This window comes from Pseudomonas sp. RP-B7 (assembly GCF_059803535.1).
In genome coordinates this window covers 307,133-332,029 of the sequence record NZ_JAPFHC010000001.1, presented here as the reverse complement: position 1 = coordinate 332,029, position 24,897 = coordinate 307,133, and the positions used below count along the sequence as shown (strand labels likewise).

Here is a 24,897-nt window from a genome sequence, read left to right as displayed (position 1 = left end):
GGCCGTGTGCCTCGCAGAACCTGCCCGCACGCCAGACCCCACGCTTTTTGCCGCTCGCGCAGCAGTGAGATCGAATTCTTCAAGGCACGCGGACGGCGGGTGAGTGTGTGGTCCGAGGTGGCCGCCGAGTTCGCCTGACCCGCCCAGAACCACCCGCCGTCTCGCGTCTATTCACGTCATCGGCCTTTACGGGATTCAAGCCCCGCAAAAATCAACATCCCCACCACCATCGCCAGCGTGAATACAACCACCTGCCACCGCCCTGTCAGCAGCAATGCCAGGGCGGGTCCTGGGCACAGGCCGGCAATCGCCCAGCCCATGCCAAACAGCAGGCTGCCCAGTACCAGTCTTCGATCGATTTTCCGGTTAGTCGGCATTTGGAAGGGCGCCCCCAGCAGTGACACCTGAAGACGCCTGGCGAAGTAGAACGGCACGCTGCTGACAGCCAGGGCGCCCGCCATGACCAACGCCAGGGACGGGTCCCAGTCGCCGGCCAGGTCAAGGAAGTCCAACACTTTCGCCGGGTTGGTCATGCCGCTGAGATGCAGCCCGAGGCCAAAGAGCAAACCGGCAATCAACCCAGCTAATTTGCGCATGTTCAGGCTCCGATCAGATGGCGAATGGCATAAACGCAGGCAAACCCGCTGCCCATGAAGCAGCAAACGGCGACCAGCGAGCGCGGCGACAGGCGGGACAGCCCACAAATGCCATGCCCGCTGGTACACCCGGCGCCATACCGCGTGCCGATGCCGACCAACAGCCCAGCGGCGACCAACGCGTAGCCACTGGCCTGGAAGGACGATTCGGGCAACTGCGCAACGAGTGACCACACCCAGGGTGAGATCAGCAGGCCGACCACAAACAGCCCTTTCTCTGCGCGGCCGTCGCCACCCTTGCTCAACAGGCTGCCCAGCAGGCCGCTGATACCGGCAATACGACCGTTGAGCAGGATGAACAGGCCTGCCGACAGGCCGATCAGTGCGCCGCCGAGCAGCGATGTCCAGGGGGTGAAGTGAATCGAGAGGCTCATGTCGAGTGCTACCTGAATCTAAAGTGATGAGCCGTATCGATAGCACAATTTGTCAGATGGGCATCGCGAAACCTTGCCGGTGCATGCCCTTTATTTCATATCCCTGGCCTGCACCCACAACACGGCGTCCTGGGAAAGCGGTTTGCCTTTGTGGGTTTTGGTACTGCCGATGTTAAGTGCGGCAATACCCCACCAACCCGCCCGGGGCAGGCCGATGGTCAGCACGCCCTGGGCGTCTGTGTAGGTACTCTGGGCCTTGAATGAGGCTTGCGGTGCCGTGACGTAGTCTTGCTCGCCGAAGGCGTTGTTCGCGATGTCGACGCTGTGGTTGAGGTATTCGATTTCGACTTCGGCAAACGGCACGGGCTTACCGTCGGCCAAGACCACGGCGCGGAACACGCCACCTGTCCAGTTTGCATAGGGCTTGCTCAGCGGTTGGATCTCCACGGGCAAGCCCTGGGGTTCTGACCAGTTGCCGGGTACGCCACCTACGTTGACGATCAGCTTGGTGAACTGCTGGATATACACGTCCTCTTCCGATTCCAGGTAGGGCTCGGGTTCCAGCACAAATACGTGGTCACCCAGCGAACGCACCAACTCGCGGGGAATCGAGGCGCGATAAGCGGTGGTCCGGTTGTCGCGACTCTGCCATTGCACCGGGCGCAGGTATTGGCGCAAGTCGATTTTTTCGCCACCGTGGGCGCTGATGTGGCTGAACGCGCGGGGTTTTTCCATCACCATGGTCGGGCCGCCGGAGAACGGGTGCGTAAACACCAGCGCAAACTCCAGACTCTGCGCACGCGTCAGTGCGGTGTCTTCCACGTAGAGCATCTGGAAATGCGCCTGGGCCACGCCAGTCAAGCCACTGAACGCAGTAACGGCAAGGGCTTGGAGCAGTTGTCGGGTTGGGATCTGCATGCTCGGTTTCACCTTGTGATGTCGGAGGACTGAAGCGTGGCGTCATGGGCGTCGCCGCCGAGGAACACCACGGAGTAGTTTTCGGCGGGCGCCTGGAACGTAAAGGTGTTGTCCTGGCCGATGCTGCCTTCGAGCAATACCTTGCCTCTCGTGTCCCGGACCTGGACTTTTCTGCCCAGGGCCGAGCTGCCGTCCGTGTAACCTGCCTCGCATTTCACCCGGTCATCGCGCTCGATGTAGCAGTCGAATACGGGGGCATGGGCGAGGGCGAACTGGCAGAACAGCACGCTGCCTGCGATCAGCAGTTGTGGGAATTTCATGGGGTTTGGTCTCCACCCTCGAAAGTGATCATGGGCGCGCTGCGAAGGCCGCCAGCAACGCGTTCAGGTTTGAAACTACAAGGGCGTCGTAGCTGTTGGCCGGGTCGGCGAGCATGCCCGGGTTGCCCGTGTCGAGGATCAGCAGGTGTGCGCCTGCGTCCTCGATGGCCTGGACGATCCGGGCGTCCGGCGCCCATTTGTGGACCACCACGCGAATCTCACGCTCGCGCAGATAACGGGTCAGTGCCGTGCGGTCGGCGTCGCTCCAGTCAATGTCCTGCCGGACGAACCAACCGTCGACATAGATGCCGAACTCGCCGAACAGATAGATGAACTCACTGGCCAGCGACAGCACGCGCAGGTCCGGGATTTGCACCAGCCGGGCGCCATACTCGGCCTTGAGCGCGCGCAAACGGCCTTCGAGTGCCGCCAGGTTGCGTGTGATGCGGGGCGCATCGGCAGGGGACAGGCGCGCCAGGTCTGCGGCGATAATCGCCGACATGCGCATGGCGTTGACTGGCCCGAGCCAGGCATAGGGCGACTGGCCGCCATCGGCCTCCTGGGTGGCTGCCCAGGGTACGTCATTCGATGGCACGCGGGTCACGGCAACGCCGGGCTTGATGCTGTCCCAGGAGTGTGCGGCATCGATCTCGACGATCCGCAGGTTGTGGCGCCGGGCGGCGGCATAAAGCGGGTCTGCCCGCCACAGGCTGCCCAGGGTGACCACGGCGACGGCCCGCTGGAACACCCCGGCGTCCAGGCGCGACAGTGCGTTGGCCTGGCTTTCCATGGGCACTGCGGCCGCTTGTGGCACACGCACGACCTCGATTGCCGTGCCGTCGCTGAGCGCCGAGGTGAGTGCATACACGGCTGGCAGTGCGACCAGCACCTGTTGGCGGCCGGCATCGGCGCAGGCGGCCAGTGAGTTACCCAGCAACAGCGCCAGTATCATCCCCATGCAACGCCTGTTCATACGCTTGCCCCTCTGAAACGCGACGCGCAGGCGCGAATGACCACGGTGACCAGAAACACCAATGCCGCCACGATCACGATGGCGCCCCCGGTCGGCACCGGAATGTGCAATTGCATGGGCACCAGGATGCCGACCACGCAGGAAAATGTGGCGATCAGCACGGCGCGGGCGACCAGCCCCGGCAGCGAATGGCTGATGTTGCGCGCCGCGGCCGCCGGTATCAGCAGCAAGGCTTCGACAAGCACGGCGCCGATGATTTTCAGGCAGGCCACCGTCACCAGGGTGACCAGCACCACGAACAGGTACTCGACGCTGCGCACCGGCACGCCACGCGCATGGGCCAGGCTCGGATTGAGACTGGCGAGCAGCATGCCGTTGTACGCCGGCAGGCCGAAAAGCGCACAGGTGGCCGTGACCACCAGCAGCACATTCATATCGGTGTGGTCTACCGCCAGGATCGAGCCAAACAGCACGCTCTCCATCACGTGGGTGTTGATCTTGGCCGACACGAACAGCAGCAACGAGGCGCCGACCGCCAGCGAGATGGACAGGAACACTCCGATCAGCGTGTCGTTGGCTAGCGTGGTGCGGTGTTGTGTGTACTTCAACGTCAGCGCGAACAGCAGGCAGAACCCGAACATCGAAAAGTACGGCGAGGTATAGGACTCGCCGATCAGTACGCCGATCGCCACGCCAGTCATCGCCGCATTGCCCACGGACTGGCTGAAAAACGCCATGCGCTTGATCATCACCATCGAGCCCAGCACCCCTAGCAGGGGGCCGATCAGCAGTGCGCAAAGCAGCGCGTTGATCACGAATTCGTATTCGAACGGCTGTGGCAGCAGGCCGTTGGCGGCGAGCGCCTGCAGTTGGTTGCGAATGAAATCGTAGAGGGCGTTCATTGCAGGTGCTCCCAATGGTCGCAGCTGCCATGGAACAACAGGCGTTGATTGATCACCGTGACCGATTGCGCAACGCGCTTGACCTGCTCCAGGTCGTGGTTGATCCAGAGAATGGTGACGCCCTGGGCGTGCAGTTCGCTGACCAACTCCTCCACCAGGCGCACACCGGGTTCGTCGATCCCGGCCGTGGGCTCGTCGAGGATCAGCAGCCGCGGCAGCGGACTGATCGCCTGGGCCAACAGCACGCGCTGGCGTTCGCCTCCAGACAGACTGCCAAAGGGCTTGGCGCCCATTGCGCCTACTCCGGTGCGCTGCAAGGCCGCGTCGCTGCTTGCCCTGGCTGCGCGGGATGCGCCGAGAAAGGCCGGCCGACGCTGGCCGAGCAGGGCCATGACGTCGTTGACGGTCATTGGCACGTGGCGGTCGAAATCCGGCAATTGCGGTACATAGCCCATGGGCGTGGTGATCTCGCCCTCCAACCGCACGGTGCCCGAGTGCGGCATCTGGCCCAGCAGCGCACGTACCAGCGAGGTCTTGCCACCGCCGTTGGGACCGACCAGGCAATGCAGGGCCCCGGCCTCGATCCGGAAGTTCACGGCGTCCAGCACTGGGGTACCGCCCAGTTGCAATGAGACGTTGTCGAATACCACGGCAGGTCCACGCATTGCTGATTGCTCCTTCATTGCTGGGTGAACTCGACGGCTTCGGCCAGGGTTTCGAGGTTTTCGGCCATGGCCACCTCGAACTCGTCCGCGCTGTAGGTGCTGCCAGTGATATGCGACAGCGCAAACACCTTCACGCCGGTGGCAGCTTCGATGGGCTTGGCCAGGTCGAGGGAGAAGTTCTTCTCGGCAAACAGCACACGCACATGGGCGTTCTTGATCGCCTCGATGGTATTGGCCAACTGGCGTGCCGTCGGCGCAACGCCATGGCGCGGTTCAATCACCGCGCTGACAAACAGGCCGAATTCCTGCATCAGGTAGTCGTAGCCGGCGTGCGTGGTGGCACAGCGAAAGCCGGACAGGTCCAGTGCGGCAAAACGCGTCATGAAACGCGCGCGCAGTTCGCGGATACGCGTGGCGTACGCCAGGGCGTTGTGGCGGTACGTCACGGCGTTGGCCGGGTCCAGCTCCCCCAGTTTGCGGGCGATCTCGAACACCTGTTGTATCGCTGCGGTCGTGGAGACAAAGGTATGCGGGTTGACCACCTTGACGCCGCCCTGGTCGCCCCCCACCGGAATCAGCGCGACCGAGGCATTGGCCTGGATGATCGGCAGCGTCTGCGTACGGCCGGCCGCCTTGACGATCTGGAAGGCCCATTCATCGTGGCCGATGCCGTTGACCACCAGCGCATCGAGGCTCATCGCCCGGGTGATGTCGTCGGGCTGCGGCTGGTAGTTGTGGGGGTTCGCCTCTGCCGGGATCAGCGGTACCACGTCCGCGCGGTCACCGACGATATTCGCCACGAAACTGTAGTAGGGGTGCAGCGTGACGCCGATCTTGAGTTTCTTGCCTGCGTCCGGCGCGGCGCCTGCCAGGGCCACCAGCGGAATCAGCGCGAGCAGCGCCATGCAGCCGCGCCACAGGGCGCGCAGTGAGGTGGAGGCAGTCATGGCTGAGTTCCTTTTACGCGTTCGACTTCGCTGGCGCCGTCGTAAGGGATGACCTGGCGCCAGCCGGCGCCGACCAGCGACTCGGGCTTGACGATGCCAGGGTAGGGCGCGTTCGGGTCGCGGTGGACCCAGATCGTCGCCTGGTTCGCCCACATGACTCCCGCATGCGCATGCCCGATGACCAGCAGGTACGCACTCTGCCCCGGCGCTCGGCCGGCAGAACCGTAATACACGGTGGCGCCCTGGCCCTGGGTGGCCTGCGATACGCTGCTGACAGTGGGGGTGGCCGGTGCGTCGGCAGCGGCCGACGGGTCATGGGCCTGGTGGGTGCCGGGCAGGATCAGTTGCCAGTGCACTTCGCCGTTGGTTTTCCAGAAACCGTCACGGTAGAACGGCGGCAGCAACAGCTTCTGCGCATGTTCCAGGGTGATCCAGCCTCCGGTGTCGTTGTTGTTCCAGATGATTTCTTCACCGGCGGGCAACAGCGCGCTGTGAATGGCCTGGTCGGCGGCGCCCAAGCCATCGAAGGAACGCACCTGCCAGCTCAAGGGCACGGGCGGGCCGACGCGCTCGGGGCGAAACATCACGTAGCCGAGCACGCCAGCGGTGACGGCCAAGGTCGCCAACAGCAGGCCCAGCGACTCCCATCGACCGGAGGCGGGGCGCACCACCTGGGTTGCAGCGCTCGCGCCGGCCATCAGAGAAACGCAATCCAGCGGCCAAGGAAAATCACCCCGGCCCACAACGCCAGGGAACTGGCGCCCGCGACCCGCGCCTGGCTGGGCGGTGGCAACGTGGTGTCCCATTCACCGATGCGGCGAAACGCGCCCAGATGGAACACCGCCATGTTGAGCCCTGCCAGCACCAGCAGGCCCATCTTCCACAGGAAGGCGGTGTTCTGCACATAGGTCGTGCCATTGGCGCAGAACATCAGCAGGCCGGTGATCACGCACACCGCGAATGCGACCCACGTGAACGGCAGCAAGTCATTGATCAGCCGCAGCGCGCTGCGCCGATGGGCCGTCACGCCAAGCAGGCGCAGGTCGACCACGGCGATGGTGCCGTAGACGATGGCGATGCCGATCACATGCAGCGATTCCAGCAGCGGAAAGGCCGAGCCCGACTCGCGGATGAAGGTGGCGACGGCGGTGTCCTGGAGGGTTTGCAGCAACACTTGAATATCCATGGCGGTTACCTGAAGGCTTGGGTTGAAAACGCTTAGATCGTGTAGGCGATCCAGCGACCGCAGATGATCACGACGCACCACAAGCCGATCGACAGCCAGGCCAATGCCTTGATCGGGCGCGGGTCGCCGTTGTCGGGGGCGCGTAGCAGCGGGCGGCGCAGCCACAGCGTCAGGCCGAACGCGGTCGCCACCAGGGCCATCTTCAGCCAGAACGTGGTGTTGACCAGGACCCGGTCGGGCTCGGCGATGATCATGAGCAAGCCGGTCATGAGCAGCACGATGAGTGCGTTGCGCATCCACGGGTAATAGCGGCGAACCACGCCGCGCAAGGGTTCGTCGCTGGCCAGCACGCCAGCCAGGCGCAGGTCGGAAACGAGCGCCGAACCGAACAGCACGGTGATGGCGATGATATGAATGCTCTGCACCGTGGGAATGACCCAGAGAATGTCGCGGATGGCGGTGCTCAGGGGCGATGCATAGATCCAGGCAATGATGAGTGACGATGACATCGGCGTTCCTTCCTCGTGGGCTTAGAAGTCTTGGGGTGTCGCGATCGGCCGCAGGCGCGCCGCATCCTCTGGCAGCAGGTAGCCTTGCTGGATCGAAACGGCTTTGGCTTCTTCGAATTTCTGCGCGTAGCGGTTGAAGTTGGCGTAGTGCCGGCCCAGCACGTCCTTCGCGTAGGCCACCTTGGTGTCGTAGATCAGGCCGCAGCCGGTCTCCTGGTCGGTAAGGTAGGTCGCACTCGGCACCTGGACCCACGGCGGGCGCACGCCGCCCTGCAGGTTGCCGGTGGCAGGGGCACGTGCGGCCGCCTTGCCGTCGCGCACCACCCTTGGCGCCTTCGGCATAGGGGTGCCGTCGCGCACCCAACGGTCCATGCGATCGAGCAGCGCCGACACCACCAGCTCTACGGGTTCGTCGTACAGCGTCTGGCAGCGAGGGTCGTCGCCCTTGCCGACATCGGCCGCCAGCGGTTCGGTGTGCTCGGTCCCCAGGTCGGCCAGGCGCAGATGAGGCATGCCGGTGACTTCGTAGTAACGCAGCTGCGGGCTGTCGGTGTCCGGAGGCAGGGGGATGCCTTCGATCACGTCGTGCAGGGTTTCGGACTGGCTGTAGACGGTCACGAACGGCACGCCCTCGGGCATCTGGCGCGGCACGCGGATGACGTCGCCGCCGACTTCGCCATAGGCCATGCGGCCGGTCATGTAGGCATCGATCAGCGGCCTGCCGTCAGGCAGGCGCCATTGCTGGTGGCGGCCCTGGTCGAGGTAGTCCATCCAGACTTGTGCAGTCACGGCCCAGCTGTTGACGTAGACACGCTGCACGTCGAAGCCGGCCAGCGGGCCCTGTGTCGCAGGGGTTTTCAGCAGCAATGCCAGCTGCGCCGCGATGCCTTGTGACTGCGGCGCGAACGGATCGGGCACGGTGCCCCGGCTGAAATGCTCCGGGTCGTAGTAAGTGCCCAGCGGCGCATACCGCGCGTAATCGAAGCGGCGCATAAAGTCGAAATTGACGATTCGTCCGTACCTGGCGATCTGCTCGGCCTCGACCGCTGGCGTGTCCGCGATGAACTTGGGATCGACCCGCGGCTGGTTGGTGTTCAGCGTGTAGCCGACATAGGCGTAGCCACGGCGCAGCAAATAGTCGCGGGTCAGGATCCATCCGGCGCCACGCTCGCCAAACCAGCTGAAGGGCTCGATCACCACCGTGCCGTTGAAGCGCGCGGGGTCGGCCGGTCGGCGCACCAGAATGCGCGTGGTGTAGGGCGCGTCGAAGCGTTGCTCACCCGTGGCGGTAATGGCCGGGGCGATGCCTTGCAGGTAGAACTCTTGCTCGGTGTAGCCGTACTGGTCGAGGTCGCTGTACTCGGTGCCGGGACGTAACGCCGACGACAGCGGCAACTGGCCCGACGGCGGCACGGCAATCGCGGTCGGCAGGCGCGGCACGTCGGCCCACGCGTTCGACGTGAGCGCCAGCAACAGGCCGCCGAGGGTCATCGTGCGCTGCATCCGGCCCACCTTATTCAAGACTGAGGGACGCCTTGCCCTCGCTGTCGATCACGATCTGGTTGTTCTCGCAGACGTACTCTTGAATCGCATAGCTGGAGCGCTTGTAGTCGAAAGTGAAGCGATACGGCGTGTTGAGCACCTGCGGGTCTTCGATCAGGACCTGATCCTCCAGGTGATCAGGCCCGCGCAGCCGGATGCGTTCGGTGATCTTCATGTCCGGGCCGTGGGGCACGTCATAGAAGTGCACGTCGCTGCGCACACGCTGGGTTTCGACGACGAGGGTGTCGCCTTCCCAATGCCCACGCGAATGGCCCTGGTACAGCGGGTCGAGTTTTTCCTTGGGCGGCATCGCCTGGTTCAACAGAATCCGGCGGACCTGCTGCAGGTATTCACCCAGGACGACCACTTGCTTGCCGTCGTGAATGATTTGGATCGGGAACAGCGCCGCCATCATTGTCGGCATGCCTTCGGGCAGGCATTTGGAACTGGTGGTCGCGAGCGGTGTGCCAGCCTCGTTGGCGGCGGCCTGTTTCTTCTTGAACGCGGCATATTCGGCGGCATACGGCGCCTTGAGGTCCATCGGCCCGCCGGGGTGCACGGGGTCGTCCGGGTTCTCGCCAAACCAGTCGTCCGGGGTGCGTTCCCAGGTGCCGCTGATATCGGGCTTGGGTTTGGGCATTGTCGCGGCGTTGGTTAGCGCTGTGCTCGTCGCAAGGGCGAAGCCCAGGCCGATGATTGCTATGTGCAAGGTGCGTATCGGTTTCATAGAGACATCTCCACAAAGTGGTGCGGTGCGGTTGGGCGGCAAAGAGACGGCGTTCAACCGCCGCCCGAGAGCACCACGTCACCGATCTTGATCTCCACGAGGAGCCCGCCGGGTTCGCCGTTTTTCAGCGGTTTGAAGGACACCTCGGCGTTCTCGCCGGCCTTGATCGAGTCTGCGCTCCAGCCTGTACGCTGCAACGCGTTGACGCTGCCCGTCTCGATCTTGTAGCGCTGGGGCGGCGGGCCGGGGGCATCGAGGTAAATGGTGATGTGCGGGTTGGTCCAGGCAAAGCGCTCCACCACACCCTTGACGGTGACGGTGCGGGTCTGGTCGAACAGCGCGAAGGAATGGTGGGCCGTGGCGGTTGACGACAGGGCACTGCAGGCAACCAGGCTCAGCAGGCAAAGTCCCTGGCGCAACAGCGGGGAGGGCAGAACAGTCATGACGGGTGCCTCGGTTTTTATGGTTCTTATGGGCCCAGCATAGGGTGGCGAAGTGGGCAGGCCGTAGCCCAAAACGGCAACCAATGGCGGTGAGCGAAGGAATTCGCGCGATGGCCATGCACATGCTGATTTGGGTTACCGCTGGCAGGGTTGATTCGGAAAAATCGCGACTCGCCTCATAAATATAAAAACAGGAGAGACGTCATGCGCAGCCCCCCTTATGCCCCGTTACTGTCGCTGGTTGCACTGTGTGCATTCGAGCCGCAAGCACACGCCTACACGCTGTACAACGAAGAGGATGGTGGCACCGTTTTGAACGCTGAACTGGGCGCTGGCTTCGGCTGGTTCGGCAGTACCCGCAATTACCTCGCCGACCCGCAGAAAGTACCCGGCAGCATGCGTTGGCAAGAGGGCTACGCCAAATATGGCCTCAACGGCACCACTGACAAGCTCACCGCCGGCTCGATCTACGGTGGCTTCAGCCTGCTCAGTTCCGCCACATGGGGCGACGGCGACACCGGCAAAAACACGGCTGGCAATGAGCGCAGAACTGCCGTGGAAGACGCCTACCTGGGCTGGCGCTCGGGTGAGCTGATCCCTGCCTTGGGCAAGGACGGCGTGGATTTTTCCTTCGGCCGCCAACTGGTGACGGTGGACGGCTTCCTGATTACCGACGATGGCTTCAACCCCGGCAACGCCTTCAGTCCCATCGCGGATGTCAACGATGGTCGCTTCAACCGTGGCGGCGCCTTCTACCTTGGCCAGCGCCTGGCGTTCGGCAATACCGCCGTGCTCAAGGTGGGCGGTAAGGAGGGCTTGCACGGCAGCCTGATCTGGCTCAAGTCGGATAACCCGGGGCAGTCCAAAACCGAAGTGGCGGCGGCCACGATCGACTATACGACGCCGTTCGGCTCGCTCGGTTCCACCTACATACATGGCCTGGATGTCGAGGAGCGCTACGCCTTCGCTGATCGGATGGAACGCAAAGGCATGAACATCTACAGCCTGCGGGGCCAGGGCAACGCCGGGATCGACAACGCCGATTTCGCCTTTGAAGTGGCGCGCCAGGAAAAACGCTCGGGGTCACAGCGTGCGATGTTCTTCGACGCGGGCTACACCTTCGCCGACGTCAAATGGCAGCCGACGCTGAGCTATCGCTATACGCGGTATTCCGAAGGTTGGGATTTCCTGTTCCAGGGCGGTTTCCGCAAGCGCTACCAGGGTGAGGTTGCGGCCAACTACGCCGGCTCCGTGACGTCGAACATGCAGATCAACGATGTCCTGCTCTCCGTGCGGCCGACCGACAAGCTGACGCTCAATGCCATGGCCTTCGACTACCACCAACTGTCCCGTAAACAACAACAGAACTTCAGTGCGCGAGAGGTGGACCTGTTTGTTGATTGGATGGTAACGGACAACATCACCCTGTCGCCGCTGGTTGGCTTCTACAAACCAGAGAAGTGGCTGGGCAATGGTGGGCTTCAGAGTGGCAGCGCATCCACCAACACGTACATGCAGTTGATTGTGTGGGTGACGTTCTAGAAGAGGGCGGCGTTGGCGCCTGGCGCCAACGCCTGTTTGCCTCAGAGCATGCGGCGCAACACGTCGTTGCGTGGGTCCTTGTCGTAGAAGCGGTGCTTGAGGGCGCCGGCGATGTGCAGCACGATCAGCGCGAGCAGGGTGTAGGCGCACACCTTGTGCAGCAATTGGAACACCACGAACCAGTCGTCATTTTTTGGCAACAGCTCTGGCAGGTTGACGCCAAAAAAGAACACCCCGTCGCTCATGGTGAAGGTACTCGACATGGAGTACCCCATCAGCGGCACGATCACCAGCAAGGCATACATTGCCCGCTGGATCAGCCTGGACAGCACGCGCTCATGCGGTGCCAGTGTTTCCAGCGGTTGTGGAATGTGCGGCGTGCGAAAGCGCACGGCAATCTGGGTCAGCACCAATAGGAACGCCAACACCCCGAAGGATTTATGCCAGGGGTAATACAGCTCGAATTTGCTCGCCACTTCGTCATTCATGCCGGTCATGTGCCAGCCCGCCCAGAGCAGGCCGGTGATGATCACTGCGCGCACCCAATGCAGCAGGCGCAGGGACGTCGGATAACGATCGATTGTCGTTTGGTTGTTTGAGTTCATCACGGTTTCTCCAACGGTCAGCAAGGGGGCGCCTGGGAGCGCGCCAACCAGGCAAGGGCGGCGCGCTCGGTGCGGGGGAAGGACTCAGGAAGGCATCAGCACGGTGATGACTTTCTCCTCGGTGTAGGCCAGCGCGCCACTGAAGCCGCCTTCACGCCCGATACCACTGGTCTTCAGGCCACCCCACGGCAGGTTGGCGTCCAGCGGGCTCCAGCAGTTGATACCCACGGCACCGGTCTTTACCGCCGCGGCGACGCGGTGCGCGCGCACCAGGTCGGTGGTCCATACGGTCGCCGCCAGGCCGTAGCTGGAGTCGTTGGCCAGGGCGACCGCTTCATCCTCGGTGTCGAAGGTGATCAGGGTGCCGACCGGGCCGAAGATCTCGTCCCTGGCAATTGCCATGTCGTTGCGTGCGTTGGCGAAGATCGTCGGGCGCACGAACCAGCCGCGCCCGGGGGTGGACACGCCACCGGCGAGCAGCGTCGCACCTTGGTCGATGCCCAGCTGAATGTAGCGGTTGACGCGCTCGAACTGGGCTTTCTTGGCCACCGGGCCCATCTGTACGCCGGGCTGGTGCGGGTCGCCGACGTTGACCGCCCGCGCGGCTTCAGCCAGCGCCGCGCCGAAGCGTTCGGCGAGACTGCGCTGCACCAGGATGCGTGAACCGGCGGCACACACCTGGCCCTGGTTGGCGAACAGGCCGAGGGCACAGCCGCGTACCGCGTCGTCGAAGGACGCATCATCGAACACAATCTGCGGGCTCTTGCCGCCCAGCTCCAGGGCCACGCGCTTGAACAGCACGCCGGCCGTGCGCTGGATCTCGCGACCCGCTTCGGGGCTGCCGGTGAAACTGATCTTGGCGATGTGCGGGTGTTCGCACAACGCACGCCCGACCTCGGCACCGTAGCCGGTGACTACGTTGATCACGCCGTCCGGGAAGCCTGCTTCCTGCGCCAGCGCCGCCAGGTGCAGCGCCGACTGCGGGGTCTCTTCCGACGGCTTGATCACCACGGTGCAACCGGCGGCCAGCAGCGCGGCGAGCTTCCACACGGTGATCATCAGTGGCGAATTCCACGGCACGATGGCGCCGACCACGCCCACGGGTTCGCGCACCGTGTACGAGAGGGTGCGGGTGCCGAAATAGCCGCCGGTGGGAATGGTGCGACCTTCCAGCTGGTTGGCCCAACCGGCGGCGGCGCGCAGGTTGGCGATGGCGTTGGGCAGGTCCATCCGGCGCGGTTCGATGGGCGAGCGGCCGATGGCGTTGGCGTCCATGTCCGCCAGACGCTCGCTGTCGCGCTCCACCAGGTCTGCCAGTTTTGACAGCAACCGGCCACGCCTGGCGCCATCGAGCTGGCTCCAGGCGCCGCGCTCAAGTTGCTCGAGCGCGGCACCCACGGCGTGGTTGACGTCCTCGACGCTGCCGCGTGCGCTGCGGCCGTAGACTTGTTCGGTGACCGGGTCGAGCAGGTCGATGTAGTGTCCGCTCGAAGGTTCGACGGCGGCGCCCGCGATGAAGTGGTTCAACTGTTCAGTCATGTTGTGCTCCTTGGATCAGGCCTTGAGGGAGGCCAGGGCGTCGCCGAAGATGTCCAGTGCCTTGAAGAACAGCGCACGGGAGATGGTCAGTGAAGGCATCACGCGCATCACGTTGCTGTAGCGACCGCAAGGGATCATCAGCACGCCGTGGTTGATCAGGTAGCCCATCAGTTGGCCGATCTTTTCACCGGCCAGTGGCGCCTTGGTGAGCGGGTCCTCGACCAGTTCGATACCGATCATCAGGCCGCGCCCGCGCACTTCGCCGACGAAGGGGCTGTTGAAGCCGCGGATGCGTTCCTGGGCTTGCAGGCCCAAGTCGTGGGCGCGGTTGAGCAGGTCGAGTTCCGGGTCTTGCAGGATGCTGATATTGGTCAGCGCCACGGCTGCCGACAGCGAGTTGGCGGCGAAGGTATTGGGCATCGAACCGTCGGGGATCTGTGCGGCCAGGTCCGAGCGCATGATCAGGCCGGCCATGGGCAGGTCGCTGCCGATGCCCTTGCCAAAGGTGAGCATGTCGGGTTTGACGCCGGAGTGCTCGACCGCCCACATCTTGCCGGTACGGCCCGCGCCGGACTGCACTTCATCGACAATCAGCAACGTGCCGCTGCGGTCGCACGCTTGGCGCAGGCGTTGCAGGAACTCGGGGGAGGGCGGCACGTAGCCGCCTTCGCCCTGCACGGGCTCGACGATCACGGCGGCCACGTCATCGGCTGCGGTGTACGGGGTGTTCAGCAGGTAGTCGACGTAGTCACCGGCGATCTGCTCGGCGCTCTTGTGGGTGGTGTCGAAGGGGAAGCGGTAGGCGTACGGGTAGGGCGCGTGGATCACGCCGCCCATCTGTGCGCCGTAGCCTTTGCGGTAGGCCGTGCCGGTGGTGAGGGCGCCGGATGCGTTCCACACACCGTGATAACCGCCATGGAAGGCAATGATCTGATGCCGCCCGGTGATGCGCTTGGCGAACTTGATCGCGGCCTCCAACGCATCGCTGCCGCTTTGGGTGAAGAAAGTAATGCAGTCGCCGCGCAAGCCGTCGGGGGCGATCTCGGACATCTTCGCCGCCAGTTCGGTACGGCGGGTGCTGTTGATCTCCAGGGCGTGCATTAGCACTTGGGATTGTGCCTGGATGGCCTGCACCACTTTGGGGTGGCAACGGCCTACGCTGCTGACGCCGACACCGGCGGACAGGTCGATGTAAGTGTTGCCATCCGGGTCCTTGAACGTGGCGCCAAAAGCGCGGTCCATCGCCACCGGCATGCGGCCACCCCCGCGGGCCATCGACTCGGTGCGCGCCGACAGCGCCAGGGCCTCGCTCGCCTTGGGGCCGGGCAGGGCGCTGGAGATGATCCGCGGGGCATCCGCGAAGTGCAGGGCTTCAAATTTGGCTTCACTCATGACGGTCTCTCTGGAATGTCGATTTAAGTCAGCCCGATCATCTGCGTGGCGGGTTGCAGGCCGGTAGCCCGAATCGGCAATTGCGCGTGTCGGCCCCAGGGAGGCGCGGAATCTCAGAAACAATTTGCAGGATTTTTGCGATATGCGACTATCCAAAGGCGCGGCGATCTAAAAACAAGAATATGGGTAGAGGCTCCAGATACCATGAAAAACCAGACGATCAGCCATTTTCGCGACATCCACGTGCATGCCGCCACGGTTCAGCAGTGGAACCAGGACTACAGCCAACTCACTGCCGGCTCCGCCGAAAGCACGCTCATGCAACTGACGACGACCGGCTGTCACTTGTTTCTCGAACAGATCAACCAGCGTGTGGTGCAGAACGGCGTGGCCCCCCGCGACAAGATGTGCTTTGCCGTGCCCATCAACGTTCCCGGATCGATCCGGATGCAGGGCCGCGACGTGGACGACAGCAGCCTGTTCTTCCTGCACGGTGGCGAGGAATTCATGTTCCATATGCCGATGGGCATGGAGCTGCTGTCCATCACCTTCGAGCGTGAAATGTTCGAGCAGGCGCTGGAGCAAATCCCGTCGGCGAAGGCGCTCAACCAGTTGCTGCGCCAGCCGGTGATCAAGGTGTCGCCCCAGCGTTTCGCCCAGGCGCGTCGCCGCTTGCTGGCGCTGTTCTCCCAGGCCCTGTTGCACGACGACCTTGACAGCACCTGGGAGTTGGCGTTGGAGCAGGCGATGCTCGACGAGTTGTTGCAACTGATGCTCGACCCGGCCTGCGACAAGCAACAGCGCAGCCCCAGTTCCACGCGCAGTTTCATTGTGGAGAAATGCCACCGCCTGGCGACCGCCGAGCTGCTCAACGTGCCCAGCGTGACCGACTTGTGCCAGCGCCTGCAGGTGAGTCGGCGCACCGTGCAAAACAGCTTTCGCGCGGTGGCCGAGACCACGCCGCTGAACTACCTGCGCTCGGTGCGGCTCAACGGCGTACGCCGCACCTTGATGACCACCCGCGCCCGCGAGCTGTCCATCGGCGACGCCGCCGCGCAATGGGGTTTCTATCACCTCAGCCATTTTGCCGCGGAGTACCAGGAGCTGTTCGCCGAGCTACCGTCCCAGACCACCCGCGCCGCCATCACCGGGTGCGTGCGCGTCTGAACAAAGACCTGGAATCACCGGCGCCAGCCGGGCAGGTGTCGTTGAGCCATTGGGTGACCGATTTGGGCTACCGAGGCGTTCGTGAGCAGGCATAGGATCGAATCCAGCGTGCGACAAGAACGACGAACCCTTCGGTGACGGTGAGCGGTTGACTGTGCCGATCCTCCAGCGACTGCCTCATACAATAAGGTCAACAACATGAGTGTACCTCTCCCGGTCAACCGCTCCACGGAGCTCAAGCGTGGCGCCCTGGGTGTCGGCTTCATCATCTTTTTTGTAGTGTCGGCGGCCAGCCCGCTGAGTGTGATTGCCGGTGGTTTTCCGATTGGCATCATGCTGGGTAACGGTGCCGGTACTCCGGCCTTGCTGATCCTGGCCTTGCTGGTGCTGCTGGCGTTTTCGGTGGGCTACACCACCATGTCCCGGCATGTGACCAATGCCGGTGGTTTCTACGCCTTCACCTCCCGGGGCCTCGGCGGCCTGGCCGGCGGTGCGGCGGGGGTACTGGCGATGTTTGCCTACAACATCCTCCAGGTCGGCTTGTACGGCATGTTCGGCGGGGTGGTCAGCGGCACCATGGCCAGTGTGTTCGGCCTGGCGCTGCCGTGGTGGGCCTATTCGTTGCTGGCGATGGCCAGCGTGGCGATCCTGGGGTATCGCAAGATCGACCTGTCGGCACGGGTGCTGTCGGTGGTGGTGATCGCCGAGTACCTGGCAATCCTGATCCTGGATTTCGCCATCCTCAAATCCGGCGGTGATAGCGGTATCAACCTCGATGCGTTCAACAGCGCCCATGTGTTCAGCGGCACGCCGTCGATCGGCCTGCTGTTCTGCTTCGCGGCGTTTATCGGCTTTGAAGCCACCACGATCTACGGCGAAGAAGCCAGGGACCCGCAGCGCACCATCCCGATTGCCACCTACTGTTCGGTGCTGTTGATCGGCGGCTTCTATGCGTTGTCGGTCTGGTCGATGGTGGTGGGCGTCGGCGCGGACAAGATCGTACCGCTGTTGCAGTCCCTGCAAGACCCGACGACCTTTATCTACGGCATGTCCGACCACTTTGTCGGGCCGCAGCTGACCCAGGTGATCCGTGTGCTGTTCATGGTCAGCATCTACGCTGGCCTGTTGGCTTTCCACAACGCCGCCGCACGTTACTTCTACGCAATTGGCCGCGACGGCTTGCTGCACAGCCTGCTGGGCACCACCCACCGCGTGCACCAGAGCCCGCATATGGGCTCGGCGTTGCAAAGCCTGATCTCGGCAGTGGTGGTGCTGATTTTCGCGGCGATGGATGCCGACCCGATCCTGCAACTGTTTGCCTGGCTGTCCAACCTGGCGACGTTGTGCGTGATCTTGCTGATGGCGCTCACGTCGGCTGCGGTGCTGATGTTTTTCCGGCGCCACCCCGAGCTGAAGGTCGGGCTGTGGCGCGGGCGGATTTTCCCGGGGTTCTCGTGCCTGGCGCTGCTGGCGGTGCTGGTGCTGGCGGTGGTGCATTTCGATGTGTTGACGGGCGCCAGCGTGGCCTTGTCCTATGCCTTGTGCGCGATTATTCCGGCGGCGCTGCTGGGCGGCGTGTTTCTCGCGGCTCGCCTGCGCAAGCGTTCACCGCAGCGCTTCCAGGCCCTGGGCAGTCACAAGCTCTAAGGCTGGACGGGGGCTGACGGCTTGCTCAGTTTGACCAACAGCGCTGCAACCAACAGCAGCGCTGCCGATGCCGCCAACACCAGCACAAAACCGGCATCAAACGCTGAGCGGGCAAAGGCAATCAGCATCGCACGGCCTTCGGGCGCCAGCGTTTCGGCGACCACCAGGGCATCGTCCAGGCTGTCGAATGCCACGGGATCGCGGGTCAGCCACGTCGGAATCGCCACTCCCGCGGCATACGCATAGATCGCCGACAACAGGCTGCCGGCCAGGGTCACACCGACCGCGCCGCCCAGCTCAAACGACACTTCCTCGATGGATGCGGCCATGCCGGCCTTGTCGGCGGGCACGCTGAGCATGATGGTGCTGGATGAAGCGGTCAGCGCCGCGCCAATCGTGAAACCCAAGGCCCCAAGGCTGATGAGTTGCAGGTACGCCGGCGCGGTGTAGAGCAACAGGTACGCCAGCATCGCGGCAGAAGACAGCAGCAATGTCCAGAACAGCATGCGCTGGTGCCCCAGGCGCGGCAGGTAGTAACCGGCCAGGGGGCCGGAGACGAAGGAACCCAGGGGTAATGGCAGGATAAACAGTGCAGCCTCCAACGGTGACAGGCCGAGCACCAGTTGCAGGCGCTGACTGAACACCAGCTCCATGCCGATCAGTGCGGCGGCCGACACCACCGCTGCGATCACCGCATTCCTGAAACCGGCGGTGCGGAACAAGCTCAGGTCGAGCATCGGTTGTGCGGCGCGGCGTTGACGCCGTACGAACAACCACAAGAACAGCGCACCGAGGACCAGCGCCACCAGCATGCCGTTGTAGGCGGGGGCGCGCTTGCCGAGCTCCTTGATTGCATAGGCCAGGCTGATCAAACCGATCATCACCTGCAACGAGCCCAGCCAGTCCCACCGTTTTTGCGTATCTGCGGGCGGATTCGGGATCAGTAGAACGCCGACGACCAGCGCCACCAGCACGATCGGCACATTGATCAAAAACACCGAGCCCCACCAGAAATGCTCCAGCAACAGGCCGCCCACCACCGGCCCGAACGCGGCGCCGCCAGAGGCCACCGAGGCCCACACACCGAACGCCATGGCCTGCTCCCGTGGGTCGCTGAACGTGATCCGCACGATGGCCAGCGTCGCCGGCATCATCATCGCGGCACCGACCGCCAGAAAGCCGCGCGCACCGATCAGCACGCTGGCGGTTGGCGAAAATGCGGCAACCAGCGAGAACACGCCAAACACCGCCAGCCCGCCGATAAACAGGCGCTTGTGGCCGAGGCGGTCACCCAGGGTGCCCATGCCCAGCAGCAGCCCGGCGGCGATCAGCGCGTAGATGTTGACGATCCACAGTTTCTGCGACGGCGAGGCATTCAGCTCGCGGGTCAGGGTGGGCAGGGCGGTATACAGCACGGTCATGTCAATGACGATCAGCAGCAGGGCGCTGGAAATAATCGCCAGGATCAACCAGCGCAATGGAAGTGTCATGGGAGGGACTCGGAGGCAGGGGAAGCGTTGCAGGCAGGTTACTGTAACTCAGGCTCGGCGCGCGTGGCGCCGTGCCGTTTACACGCGAAAGTGCCCAACCAATTGCTGTTGATGATTGGCCATGGCGTGCAGCGATTCACTGGCTCGCGTGGCGTCGTTCATCTGGTGGCTGAGTGTTTCGCTGATGCCACGGATGTCACTGACCCGATGGCTGATGTCTTCCACCACGGTGCTTTGTTCCAGGGCCGCGCTGGCGATCTGTTGGTTCATTTGTTCAATCACATCCACGGCCTGGGAAACCGCCTCCAGCGCCGAGCGGGTCTGTTGCACCTGGAGCACGCTGTGGCCGGCCTGCTCGCGGCTCGCCTGGGTGCTGTGCACCACTTCCTGGCTGAGCTGTTGCAAGGTTTCGATCACCGTGCGCACCTGTTCGACCGAGCGCTGGGTGTTGCTCGCCAGGTGCCTGACCTCATCGGCCACCACTGCAAAACCACGGCCCTGCTCGCCGGCCCTGGCGGCTTCGATGGCCGCGTTCAACGCCAGCAGGTTGGTCTGTTGGGCGATGGCGCTGATTACATCGAGCACTTGGCCAATCTGGGTGCTGCTGTCGGCGAGGGCGGTGACCTGCGTGAGGGTGCCGTCCAGGCGCTGATCGAGGCTGTCGATGCTGCGCTCGGCCGTGGCGAATACCGCTTGGCCGGTTCGGCTGGCGTTTTCGGCGGCGGTGGCGGCGTCCGCGGCGCTGTGGGAGTGGCGCGCCACTTCCTGGGCACTGGCGCTCATTTGATGCAGCGCGGTCGCGGCCAATTCTACTTCGCGGTATTGGCGCTGCATGCCCGTGCTGACCTCGCGGGCAATGCCCGATGAGGTGTCGGCATGGTTGCGGGTCTCCACGGCGGCATTTTGGATGGCGCGCATCATCGGTTGTAGCTTGTCGAGGAAACGGTTGAAGCCACTGGCGAGTCGACCCAGTTCGTCGCGTCGCCCGGCGGGCAGGCGTTGCGTGAGGTCGCCGTCGCCCTCAGCAATCGCATCCAGCAGGTTGGCCACCTTCAATATCGGGCGTGTCACGCCGTAGGCCGCGAGCCAGATCAGCAGCATGCCCAGGCAGCTGGCCAGCAGGCCCAGGCCCAGATTGAAGCGGTTGGCGTCGCGGTTCTTGTTGTCCAGTTCGCTTTGCATTTGCTGCGCGGGCGCCTGCACCAGAGCTTGCGGTACTTTGATCTGCAGTTGCCACGCCGGGTTGCCCGTCACGGTTTGCAGGGCCTGGGCCACGTCCACGGCGGCCTCGCTGACCGAACCGCTGCGCCCGGCCACCTGGCCGGCGGGTGACAGGATCGTCACCTCGCTGGCCCCCGCGTACAGGTCGTGGCCGAGGTTGGCGGCAAGCTTTTGCAGGGTCTCGAGGCTGACGTCCAGGCCCAGCACGCCGAGTACCTGGCCATTGACGATCAGCGGTACGGAAATGCTGCTCATCAATACGTCGCGGCCCTCCACCTGGCTGGTGTAGGGCTCGACCACGCAGGTGCGCCGTTGCGTCTGGGGGCAGCGATACCAGTCGGTGTCCGGATCGGCGCCGGGCAGCGCATGGTTGGCGGTGATTTGCGCCTCGCTCAGCACATCCTGCACCAGTTGCCCCGGCTGGCTTTGCGACCAGTACAGCGCAAAGCGTCCGGTTTCGTTGCCGGCCAGGGCGGGTTGCGCGACGAAATCCGCATCGGCCCCGGCCAGCGCGCCGGGCAACAGCACCACGTACAGGCCGAGCACGTCCGCGCGCTTGAACAGGGCCTGGCGGGTCACCTCCACCAGGCTTTCACGCAGTTGCGCAGCGCTGAGGCGCCCCTTGAGTGCCTGCTCGCGCAGGTGCACGACCTGTTCGGCGAAGCCTTCGCTGTACAGCGCCGCTGCGTTGAAAAAACGCTCCACGCGCAGGCCTTGGGCAACGGCCTGGGCTTGCAAACGCTCGACGGCGGCTTGCCCCAGCAACTGGCTGCTCTGTTGCTTGAGCAGGTTGGCGCTTTGTTGATTCTGGTACACGCCGGCACCGATCAGCGCGCCGACTACGGTCAGCAGGCACAGCCCGCTCAACAGGGTGATGCGCCATTGGAGGGTGAGATGGGTTGAACGCATGGCTGAGGTTCCTGAAGAGAGCACGATGGCGCGAGCATGCGGGGCGCCTGGATAAGCGGCTATCCCGAATCGGCAAGCGCTGGCGGTGGCGGCTTGACCTGTTTTGGGGCGCGGGTTCGGATGCTACCGATTTGGGATAGCGAGGGGTTTGGGGCGGGCATAGGATCAAATTCAGCGTGCAACCAAAACAACAAGCTAACCGGTGCCGATGCGGTGTGGTCGGACCAACCCAACAGCGACTGCCTCATACAATAAGGTCAACAAAATGAGTGTTTCTATTCCGGTCAACAGCTCCACGGAGCTCAAGCGTGGCGCCCTGGGTGTCGGCTTCATCATCTTCTTTGTGGTGTCGGCGGCCAGCCCGCTCAGTGTAATTGCCGGCGGGTTTCCCATTGGCATCATGCTTGGCAACGGCGCCGGTACGCCGGCGTTGCTGATCTTGGCCTTGCTGGTGCTGCTGGCGTTTTCGGTGGGCTACACCACCATGTCCAAGCACCTGACCAACGCCGGTGGTTTCTACGCCTTTACCTCCCGTGGCCTCGGCGGCCTGGCCGGCGGTGCGGCGGGGGTGCTGGCGATGTTTGCCTACAACATCCTCCAGGTCGGCTTGTACGGCATGTTCGGCGGGGTGGTCAGCGGCACCATGGCCAGTGTGTTCGGCCTGGAGTTGCCGTGGTGGGCCTATTCGCTGTTGGCGATGGCCAGTGTGGCGATCCTGGGGTATCGCAAGATCGACCTGTCGGCACGGGTGCTGTCGGTGGTGGTGATTGCCGAGTACCTGGCGATCCTGATCCTGGATTTCGCCATCCTCAAATCCGGCGGTGACAGTGGCGTCAACCTCGATGCATTCACTAGCAGCCGTGTGTTCAGCGGCACCCCGTCGATCGGCCTGCTGTTCTGCTTCGCGGCGTTTATCGGCTTTGAAGCCACGACCATCTACGGCGAGGAAGCCAAGAACCCGCAACGCACCATCCCGATTGCCACCTACTGCTCGGTGCTGTTGATCGGCGGCTTCTATGCGTTGTCGGTGTGGGCGATGGTGGTGGGCGTCGGTGCGGACAAGATCGTGCCGCTGTTGCAGTCCCTGCAAGACCCGACGACCTTTATCTACGGCATGTCCGACCACTTTGTCGGGCCGCAGCTGACCCAGGTGATCCGTGTGCTGTTCATGGTCAGCATCTACGCCGGGCTGTTGGCCTTCCACAACGCCGCCGCACGTTACTTCTACGCGATTGGCCGCGACGGCTTGCTGCACAGCCTGCTGGGCACCACCCACCGCGTGCACCAGAGCCCGCACATGGGCTCGGCGTTGCAGAGCCTGATCGCCGCCGTGGTGGTACTGATTTTCGCGGCGATGGACGCCGACCCGATCCTGCAACTGTTCGCCTGGTTCTCCAACCTGGCCACGCTGTGTGTGATCTTGCTGATGGCGCTGACTTCGGTGGCCGTGTGCGCGTACTTCCAGCGCCATCCCGAATTGAATGTCGGCGTGTGGCGCGGGCGCATCCTGCCGGGGTTTTCCTGCCTGGCGCTGGTGTCGGTGCTGGTGCTGGCGGTAGTGCACTTCGACGTGCTGACCGGGGCCAGCAAAGTCCTGTCCTACGGCCTCTGCGCGATCATTCCAATGGCCTTGATCATCGGCGTCTATCTCGCCGCTCGCCTGCGCAAAATCTCGCCACAGCGTTTCCACGCGTTGGGCAGCCACAAGCTCTAAGCCGTACTCGATGACCCAGGTAAAACCGGACCGCCGCCAGTTGGCGCGGCCCGTCAGTGTGTGAAAGGAAGGTTTCCAATGCAAAACTACACGATGCATATCAATGGGCTGCCAGTGGCGGGTGAACAGGGTCGCTTCGATGTGATCAACCCCGCCACCGGCAAGGTGTTCGCCCAATGCCCGGCGGGCTCGCTGGCGCAACTCGACCAGGCCGTCGACGCCGCGCAAGCCGCGTTCAAGACCTGGCGCCATAGCAGCCACGCCGACCGTTGCCAGCGCTTGCTGGCCATCGCCACCGACATCGAGCAGGAAGCCGACGCCCTGGCCCGGCTGATCGTGCAAGAGCAAGGCAAACCGCTGGAGCTGGCGTTCTCCGAAGTCATGGGCGCCGCCGCCTGGACCCGCTACGCGGCCGGGCAGGAAATCGCCGTGGAGTTGGTCGAGGAAACGCCGACGCAACGCATCGAGCTGCACCGCAAGCCATTGGGCGTGGTGGCCTCGATCACACCGTGGAACTGGCCGTTCATGATCGCCGTGTGGCACATCATGCCGGCGCTGCGGGCGGGCAACTGCGTGATCAGCAAGCCATCGAGCCTGACTCCGCTGAGCACCCTGGGCCTGGTGGACATCATCGCTCGGCATGTGCCAAACGGCGTGATCAATTGCGTGACCGGCGAGCAAGGCTTTGGCAGCGCGTTCACTTCCCACACCGGCATCCAGAAAATCGTGTTTACCGGTTCCACCGCCACCGGGCAAAGCGTGATGCGTGGCGCGGCAGGCAACCTCAAGCGCCTGACCCTGGAACTGGGCGGCAACGACGCTGCCATCGTGTTGCCCGGCACCCCGGTGGACGCGGTGGCCGAGGCAATTTTCCAGGCGGCCTTTCTCAACATGGGCCAGACCTGCGCCGCGCTCAAGCGCCTGTACATCCACGAATCGCAATACGCAGCGTTTTGCGAGGCGCTGACGCAAATTGCCGCGCGCCAGGTGGTGGGCGATGGCCTCGACGCGGGCGTGACCTTCGGCCCGGTACAGAACCTGGAACAACTGCAACTGGTGGAAGCGCTGGTCGCCGACGCACGGGCCCAGGGTGGCCGGGTGCTGTGTGGTGGCGCGCGCCTGGATCATGCCGGCTACTTCTATCCGCCGACATTGGTCGCGGACGTTACCGACGGCCAGCGCCTGGTGGATGAAGAACAATTCGGCCCGGTATTGCCGTTGATCGCCTACCGCGATGTCGAGGATGTGCTGCAACGCGCCAATGCGGGCGACATGGGCCTCGGCGGCTCAGTGTGGGGGCCGGATGTCGCGCAGGCCGAGGCCTTGGCCAGCCGCCTGGAAAGCGGTGTGGCGTGGGTCAACTGCCACGCCCAGATCCAACCGAATACACCGTTTGGCGGCAGCAAGATGTCCGGGTTTGGCGTCGAGTTCGGCCTGGAAGGGCTGCTGGAATTCACCGGACAACAACTGCTGTTTGTGCGCAAGCGCGAGGCTGAATAAGGAACATGA

At 63.8% G+C, this 24,897-nt stretch carries 23 protein-coding genes and 2 pseudogenes; 5 read left to right on the top strand and 20 right to left on the bottom strand.

Features of this window, described 5'->3' with window-relative positions; translation table 11 throughout:
• Positions 1–176: 176 nt before the first annotated feature.
• The 14 genes from OPU96_RS01505 to OPU96_RS01440 form a co-directional block, all read right to left on the bottom strand.
• Positions 177–596: a DUF6691 family protein gene (locus OPU96_RS01505; protein ID WP_305392623.1), complete on the bottom strand. Its 420-nt coding sequence runs from the start codon at positions 594–596 to the stop codon at positions 177–179.
• 2 nt (positions 597–598) lie between these two features.
• On the bottom strand, positions 599–1,030 hold the full coding sequence (locus OPU96_RS01500) for a YeeE/YedE family protein (RefSeq protein WP_192301000.1): 432 nt from the start codon (positions 1,028–1,030) through the stop codon (positions 599–601).
• A gap of 90 nt (positions 1,031–1,120) precedes the next feature.
• The gene (locus tag OPU96_RS01495) at positions 1,121–1,948 is read right to left on the bottom strand and encodes a DUF4198 domain-containing protein (protein ID WP_226457039.1); all 828 of its coding nucleotides are present in this window, start codon (positions 1,946–1,948) and stop codon (positions 1,121–1,123) included.
• An 8-nt stretch (positions 1,949–1,956) separates the two neighbouring features.
• Positions 1,957–2,268 (bottom strand): hypothetical protein, encoded by a 312-nt coding sequence (locus tag OPU96_RS01490; protein WP_498558522.1) that lies wholly within the window; start codon positions 2,266–2,268, stop codon positions 1,957–1,959.
• Positions 2,269–2,296: 28 nt separating this feature from the next.
• Positions 2,297–3,241, bottom strand: coding sequence for a metal ABC transporter substrate-binding protein (locus tag OPU96_RS01485; protein WP_305392626.1), 945 nt, complete (start codon positions 3,239–3,241; stop codon positions 2,297–2,299).
• Positions 3,238–4,143 carry a metal ABC transporter permease gene (locus OPU96_RS01480; RefSeq protein WP_192300998.1) on the bottom strand — a complete coding sequence of 302 codons (906 nt, stop codon included), beginning with the start codon at positions 4,141–4,143 and terminating at the stop codon, positions 3,238–3,240. The genes OPU96_RS01485 and OPU96_RS01480 overlap by 4 nt, the downstream gene beginning before the upstream one ends.
• Positions 4,140–4,808 (bottom strand): metal ABC transporter ATP-binding protein, encoded by a 669-nt coding sequence (locus OPU96_RS01475; protein ID WP_226457042.1) that lies wholly within the window; start codon positions 4,806–4,808, stop codon positions 4,140–4,142. Before OPU96_RS01475 ends, OPU96_RS01480 begins: the two co-directional genes overlap by 4 nt.
• Positions 4,809–4,822: 14 nt before the next feature.
• Positions 4,823–5,755, bottom strand: a complete 933-nt coding sequence (locus OPU96_RS01470; protein ID WP_192300996.1) for a metal ABC transporter solute-binding protein, Zn/Mn family — start codon at positions 5,753–5,755, stop codon at positions 4,823–4,825.
• On the bottom strand, positions 5,752–6,453 hold the full coding sequence (locus tag OPU96_RS01465) for a DUF6162 family protein (RefSeq protein WP_192300995.1): 702 nt from the start codon (positions 6,451–6,453) through the stop codon (positions 5,752–5,754). The genes OPU96_RS01470 and OPU96_RS01465 overlap by 4 nt, the downstream gene beginning before the upstream one ends.
• Entirely contained in the window at positions 6,453–6,941 is a 489-nt protein-coding gene (locus OPU96_RS01460) for a DUF6644 family protein (RefSeq protein WP_192300994.1), read from the bottom strand. The genes OPU96_RS01465 and OPU96_RS01460 overlap by 1 nt, the downstream gene beginning before the upstream one ends.
• 32 nt (positions 6,942–6,973) lie before the next feature.
• Complete coding sequence (locus OPU96_RS01455; protein WP_226457043.1) at positions 6,974–7,450, bottom strand: DUF6644 family protein; 477 nt, start codon at positions 7,448–7,450, stop codon at positions 6,974–6,976.
• Positions 7,451–7,471: 21 nt separating this feature from the next.
• Positions 7,472–8,953, bottom strand: a complete 1,482-nt coding sequence (locus OPU96_RS01450; protein ID WP_498558521.1) for an alpha/beta hydrolase domain-containing protein — start codon at positions 8,951–8,953, stop codon at positions 7,472–7,474.
• A gap of 10 nt (positions 8,954–8,963) precedes the next feature.
• Positions 8,964–9,719: a hypothetical protein gene (locus OPU96_RS01445; RefSeq protein ID WP_305392628.1), complete on the bottom strand. Its 756-nt coding sequence runs from the start codon at positions 9,717–9,719 to the stop codon at positions 8,964–8,966.
• Positions 9,720–9,772: 53 nt separating this feature from the next.
• Complete coding sequence (locus tag OPU96_RS01440; RefSeq protein ID WP_192300991.1) at positions 9,773–10,162, bottom strand: DUF6152 family protein; 390 nt, start codon at positions 10,160–10,162, stop codon at positions 9,773–9,775.
• A 204-nt stretch (positions 10,163–10,366) separates the two neighbouring features.
• On the opposite strand from OPU96_RS01440, the gene OPU96_RS01435 reads away from it, so the two are divergent.
• Positions 10,367–11,704 (top strand): alginate export family protein, encoded by a 1,338-nt coding sequence (locus OPU96_RS01435; protein WP_305392629.1) that lies wholly within the window; start codon positions 10,367–10,369, stop codon positions 11,702–11,704.
• Between the two features lie 41 nt (positions 11,705–11,745).
• Here OPU96_RS01435 and OPU96_RS01430 read toward each other — a convergent pair whose 3' ends face one another.
• The 3 genes from OPU96_RS01430 to OPU96_RS01420 form a co-directional block, all read right to left on the bottom strand.
• Positions 11,746–12,309 (bottom strand): cytochrome b, encoded by a 564-nt coding sequence (locus tag OPU96_RS01430; protein ID WP_192300989.1) that lies wholly within the window; start codon positions 12,307–12,309, stop codon positions 11,746–11,748.
• 84 nt (positions 12,310–12,393) lie between these two features.
• Positions 12,394–13,848 carry an aldehyde dehydrogenase family protein gene (locus OPU96_RS01425; protein WP_498558520.1) on the bottom strand — a complete coding sequence of 485 codons (1,455 nt, stop codon included), beginning with the start codon at positions 13,846–13,848 and terminating at the stop codon, positions 12,394–12,396.
• Between the two features lie 15 nt (positions 13,849–13,863).
• Entirely contained in the window at positions 13,864–15,240 is a 1,377-nt protein-coding gene (locus OPU96_RS01420) for an aspartate aminotransferase family protein (RefSeq protein ID WP_192300987.1), read from the bottom strand.
• Positions 15,241–15,444: 204 nt separating this feature from the next.
• Here OPU96_RS01420 and OPU96_RS01415 point away from each other — a divergent pair, with 204 nt between their 5' ends.
• Positions 15,445–16,407: a helix-turn-helix domain-containing protein gene (locus OPU96_RS01415; RefSeq protein ID WP_498558519.1), complete on the top strand. Its 963-nt coding sequence runs from the start codon at positions 15,445–15,447 to the stop codon at positions 16,405–16,407.
• Between the two features lie 198 nt (positions 16,408–16,605).
• Positions 16,606–18,054 carry an APC family permease gene (locus tag OPU96_RS01410; RefSeq protein WP_226457049.1) on the top strand — a complete coding sequence of 483 codons (1,449 nt, stop codon included), beginning with the start codon at positions 16,606–16,608 and terminating at the stop codon, positions 18,052–18,054.
• Here the strand turns inward: OPU96_RS01410 and OPU96_RS01405 are convergent.
• The 3 genes and pseudogenes from OPU96_RS01405 to OPU96_RS01395 all read right to left on the bottom strand — a co-directional run.
• Entirely contained in the window at positions 18,051–19,544 is a 1,494-nt protein-coding gene (locus OPU96_RS01405; protein ID WP_498558518.1) for an MFS transporter, read from the bottom strand. The two genes, OPU96_RS01410 and OPU96_RS01405, sit on opposite strands and share 4 nt — an antisense overlap.
• A 78-nt stretch (positions 19,545–19,622) precedes the next feature.
• Positions 19,623–20,165, bottom strand: a pseudogene (locus OPU96_RS01400) (methyl-accepting chemotaxis protein); the annotation flags it as partial.
• Positions 20,166–20,480: 315 nt separating this feature from the next.
• Positions 20,481–21,674, bottom strand: a pseudogene (locus tag OPU96_RS01395) (HAMP domain-containing protein); the annotation flags it as partial.
• A 265-nt stretch (positions 21,675–21,939) separates the two neighbouring features.
• On the opposite strand from OPU96_RS01395, the gene OPU96_RS01390 reads away from it, so the two are divergent.
• Together OPU96_RS01390 and OPU96_RS01385 are read left to right on the top strand one after the other, a co-directional pair.
• Positions 21,940–23,388 carry an APC family permease gene (locus tag OPU96_RS01390; protein ID WP_305392633.1) on the top strand — a complete coding sequence of 483 codons (1,449 nt, stop codon included), beginning with the start codon at positions 21,940–21,942 and terminating at the stop codon, positions 23,386–23,388.
• 78 nt (positions 23,389–23,466) lie between these two features.
• On the top strand, positions 23,467–24,888 hold the full coding sequence (locus OPU96_RS01385; protein ID WP_498558517.1) for an aldehyde dehydrogenase family protein: 1,422 nt from the start codon (positions 23,467–23,469) through the stop codon (positions 24,886–24,888).
• Positions 24,889–24,897 lie beyond the last annotated feature (9 nt).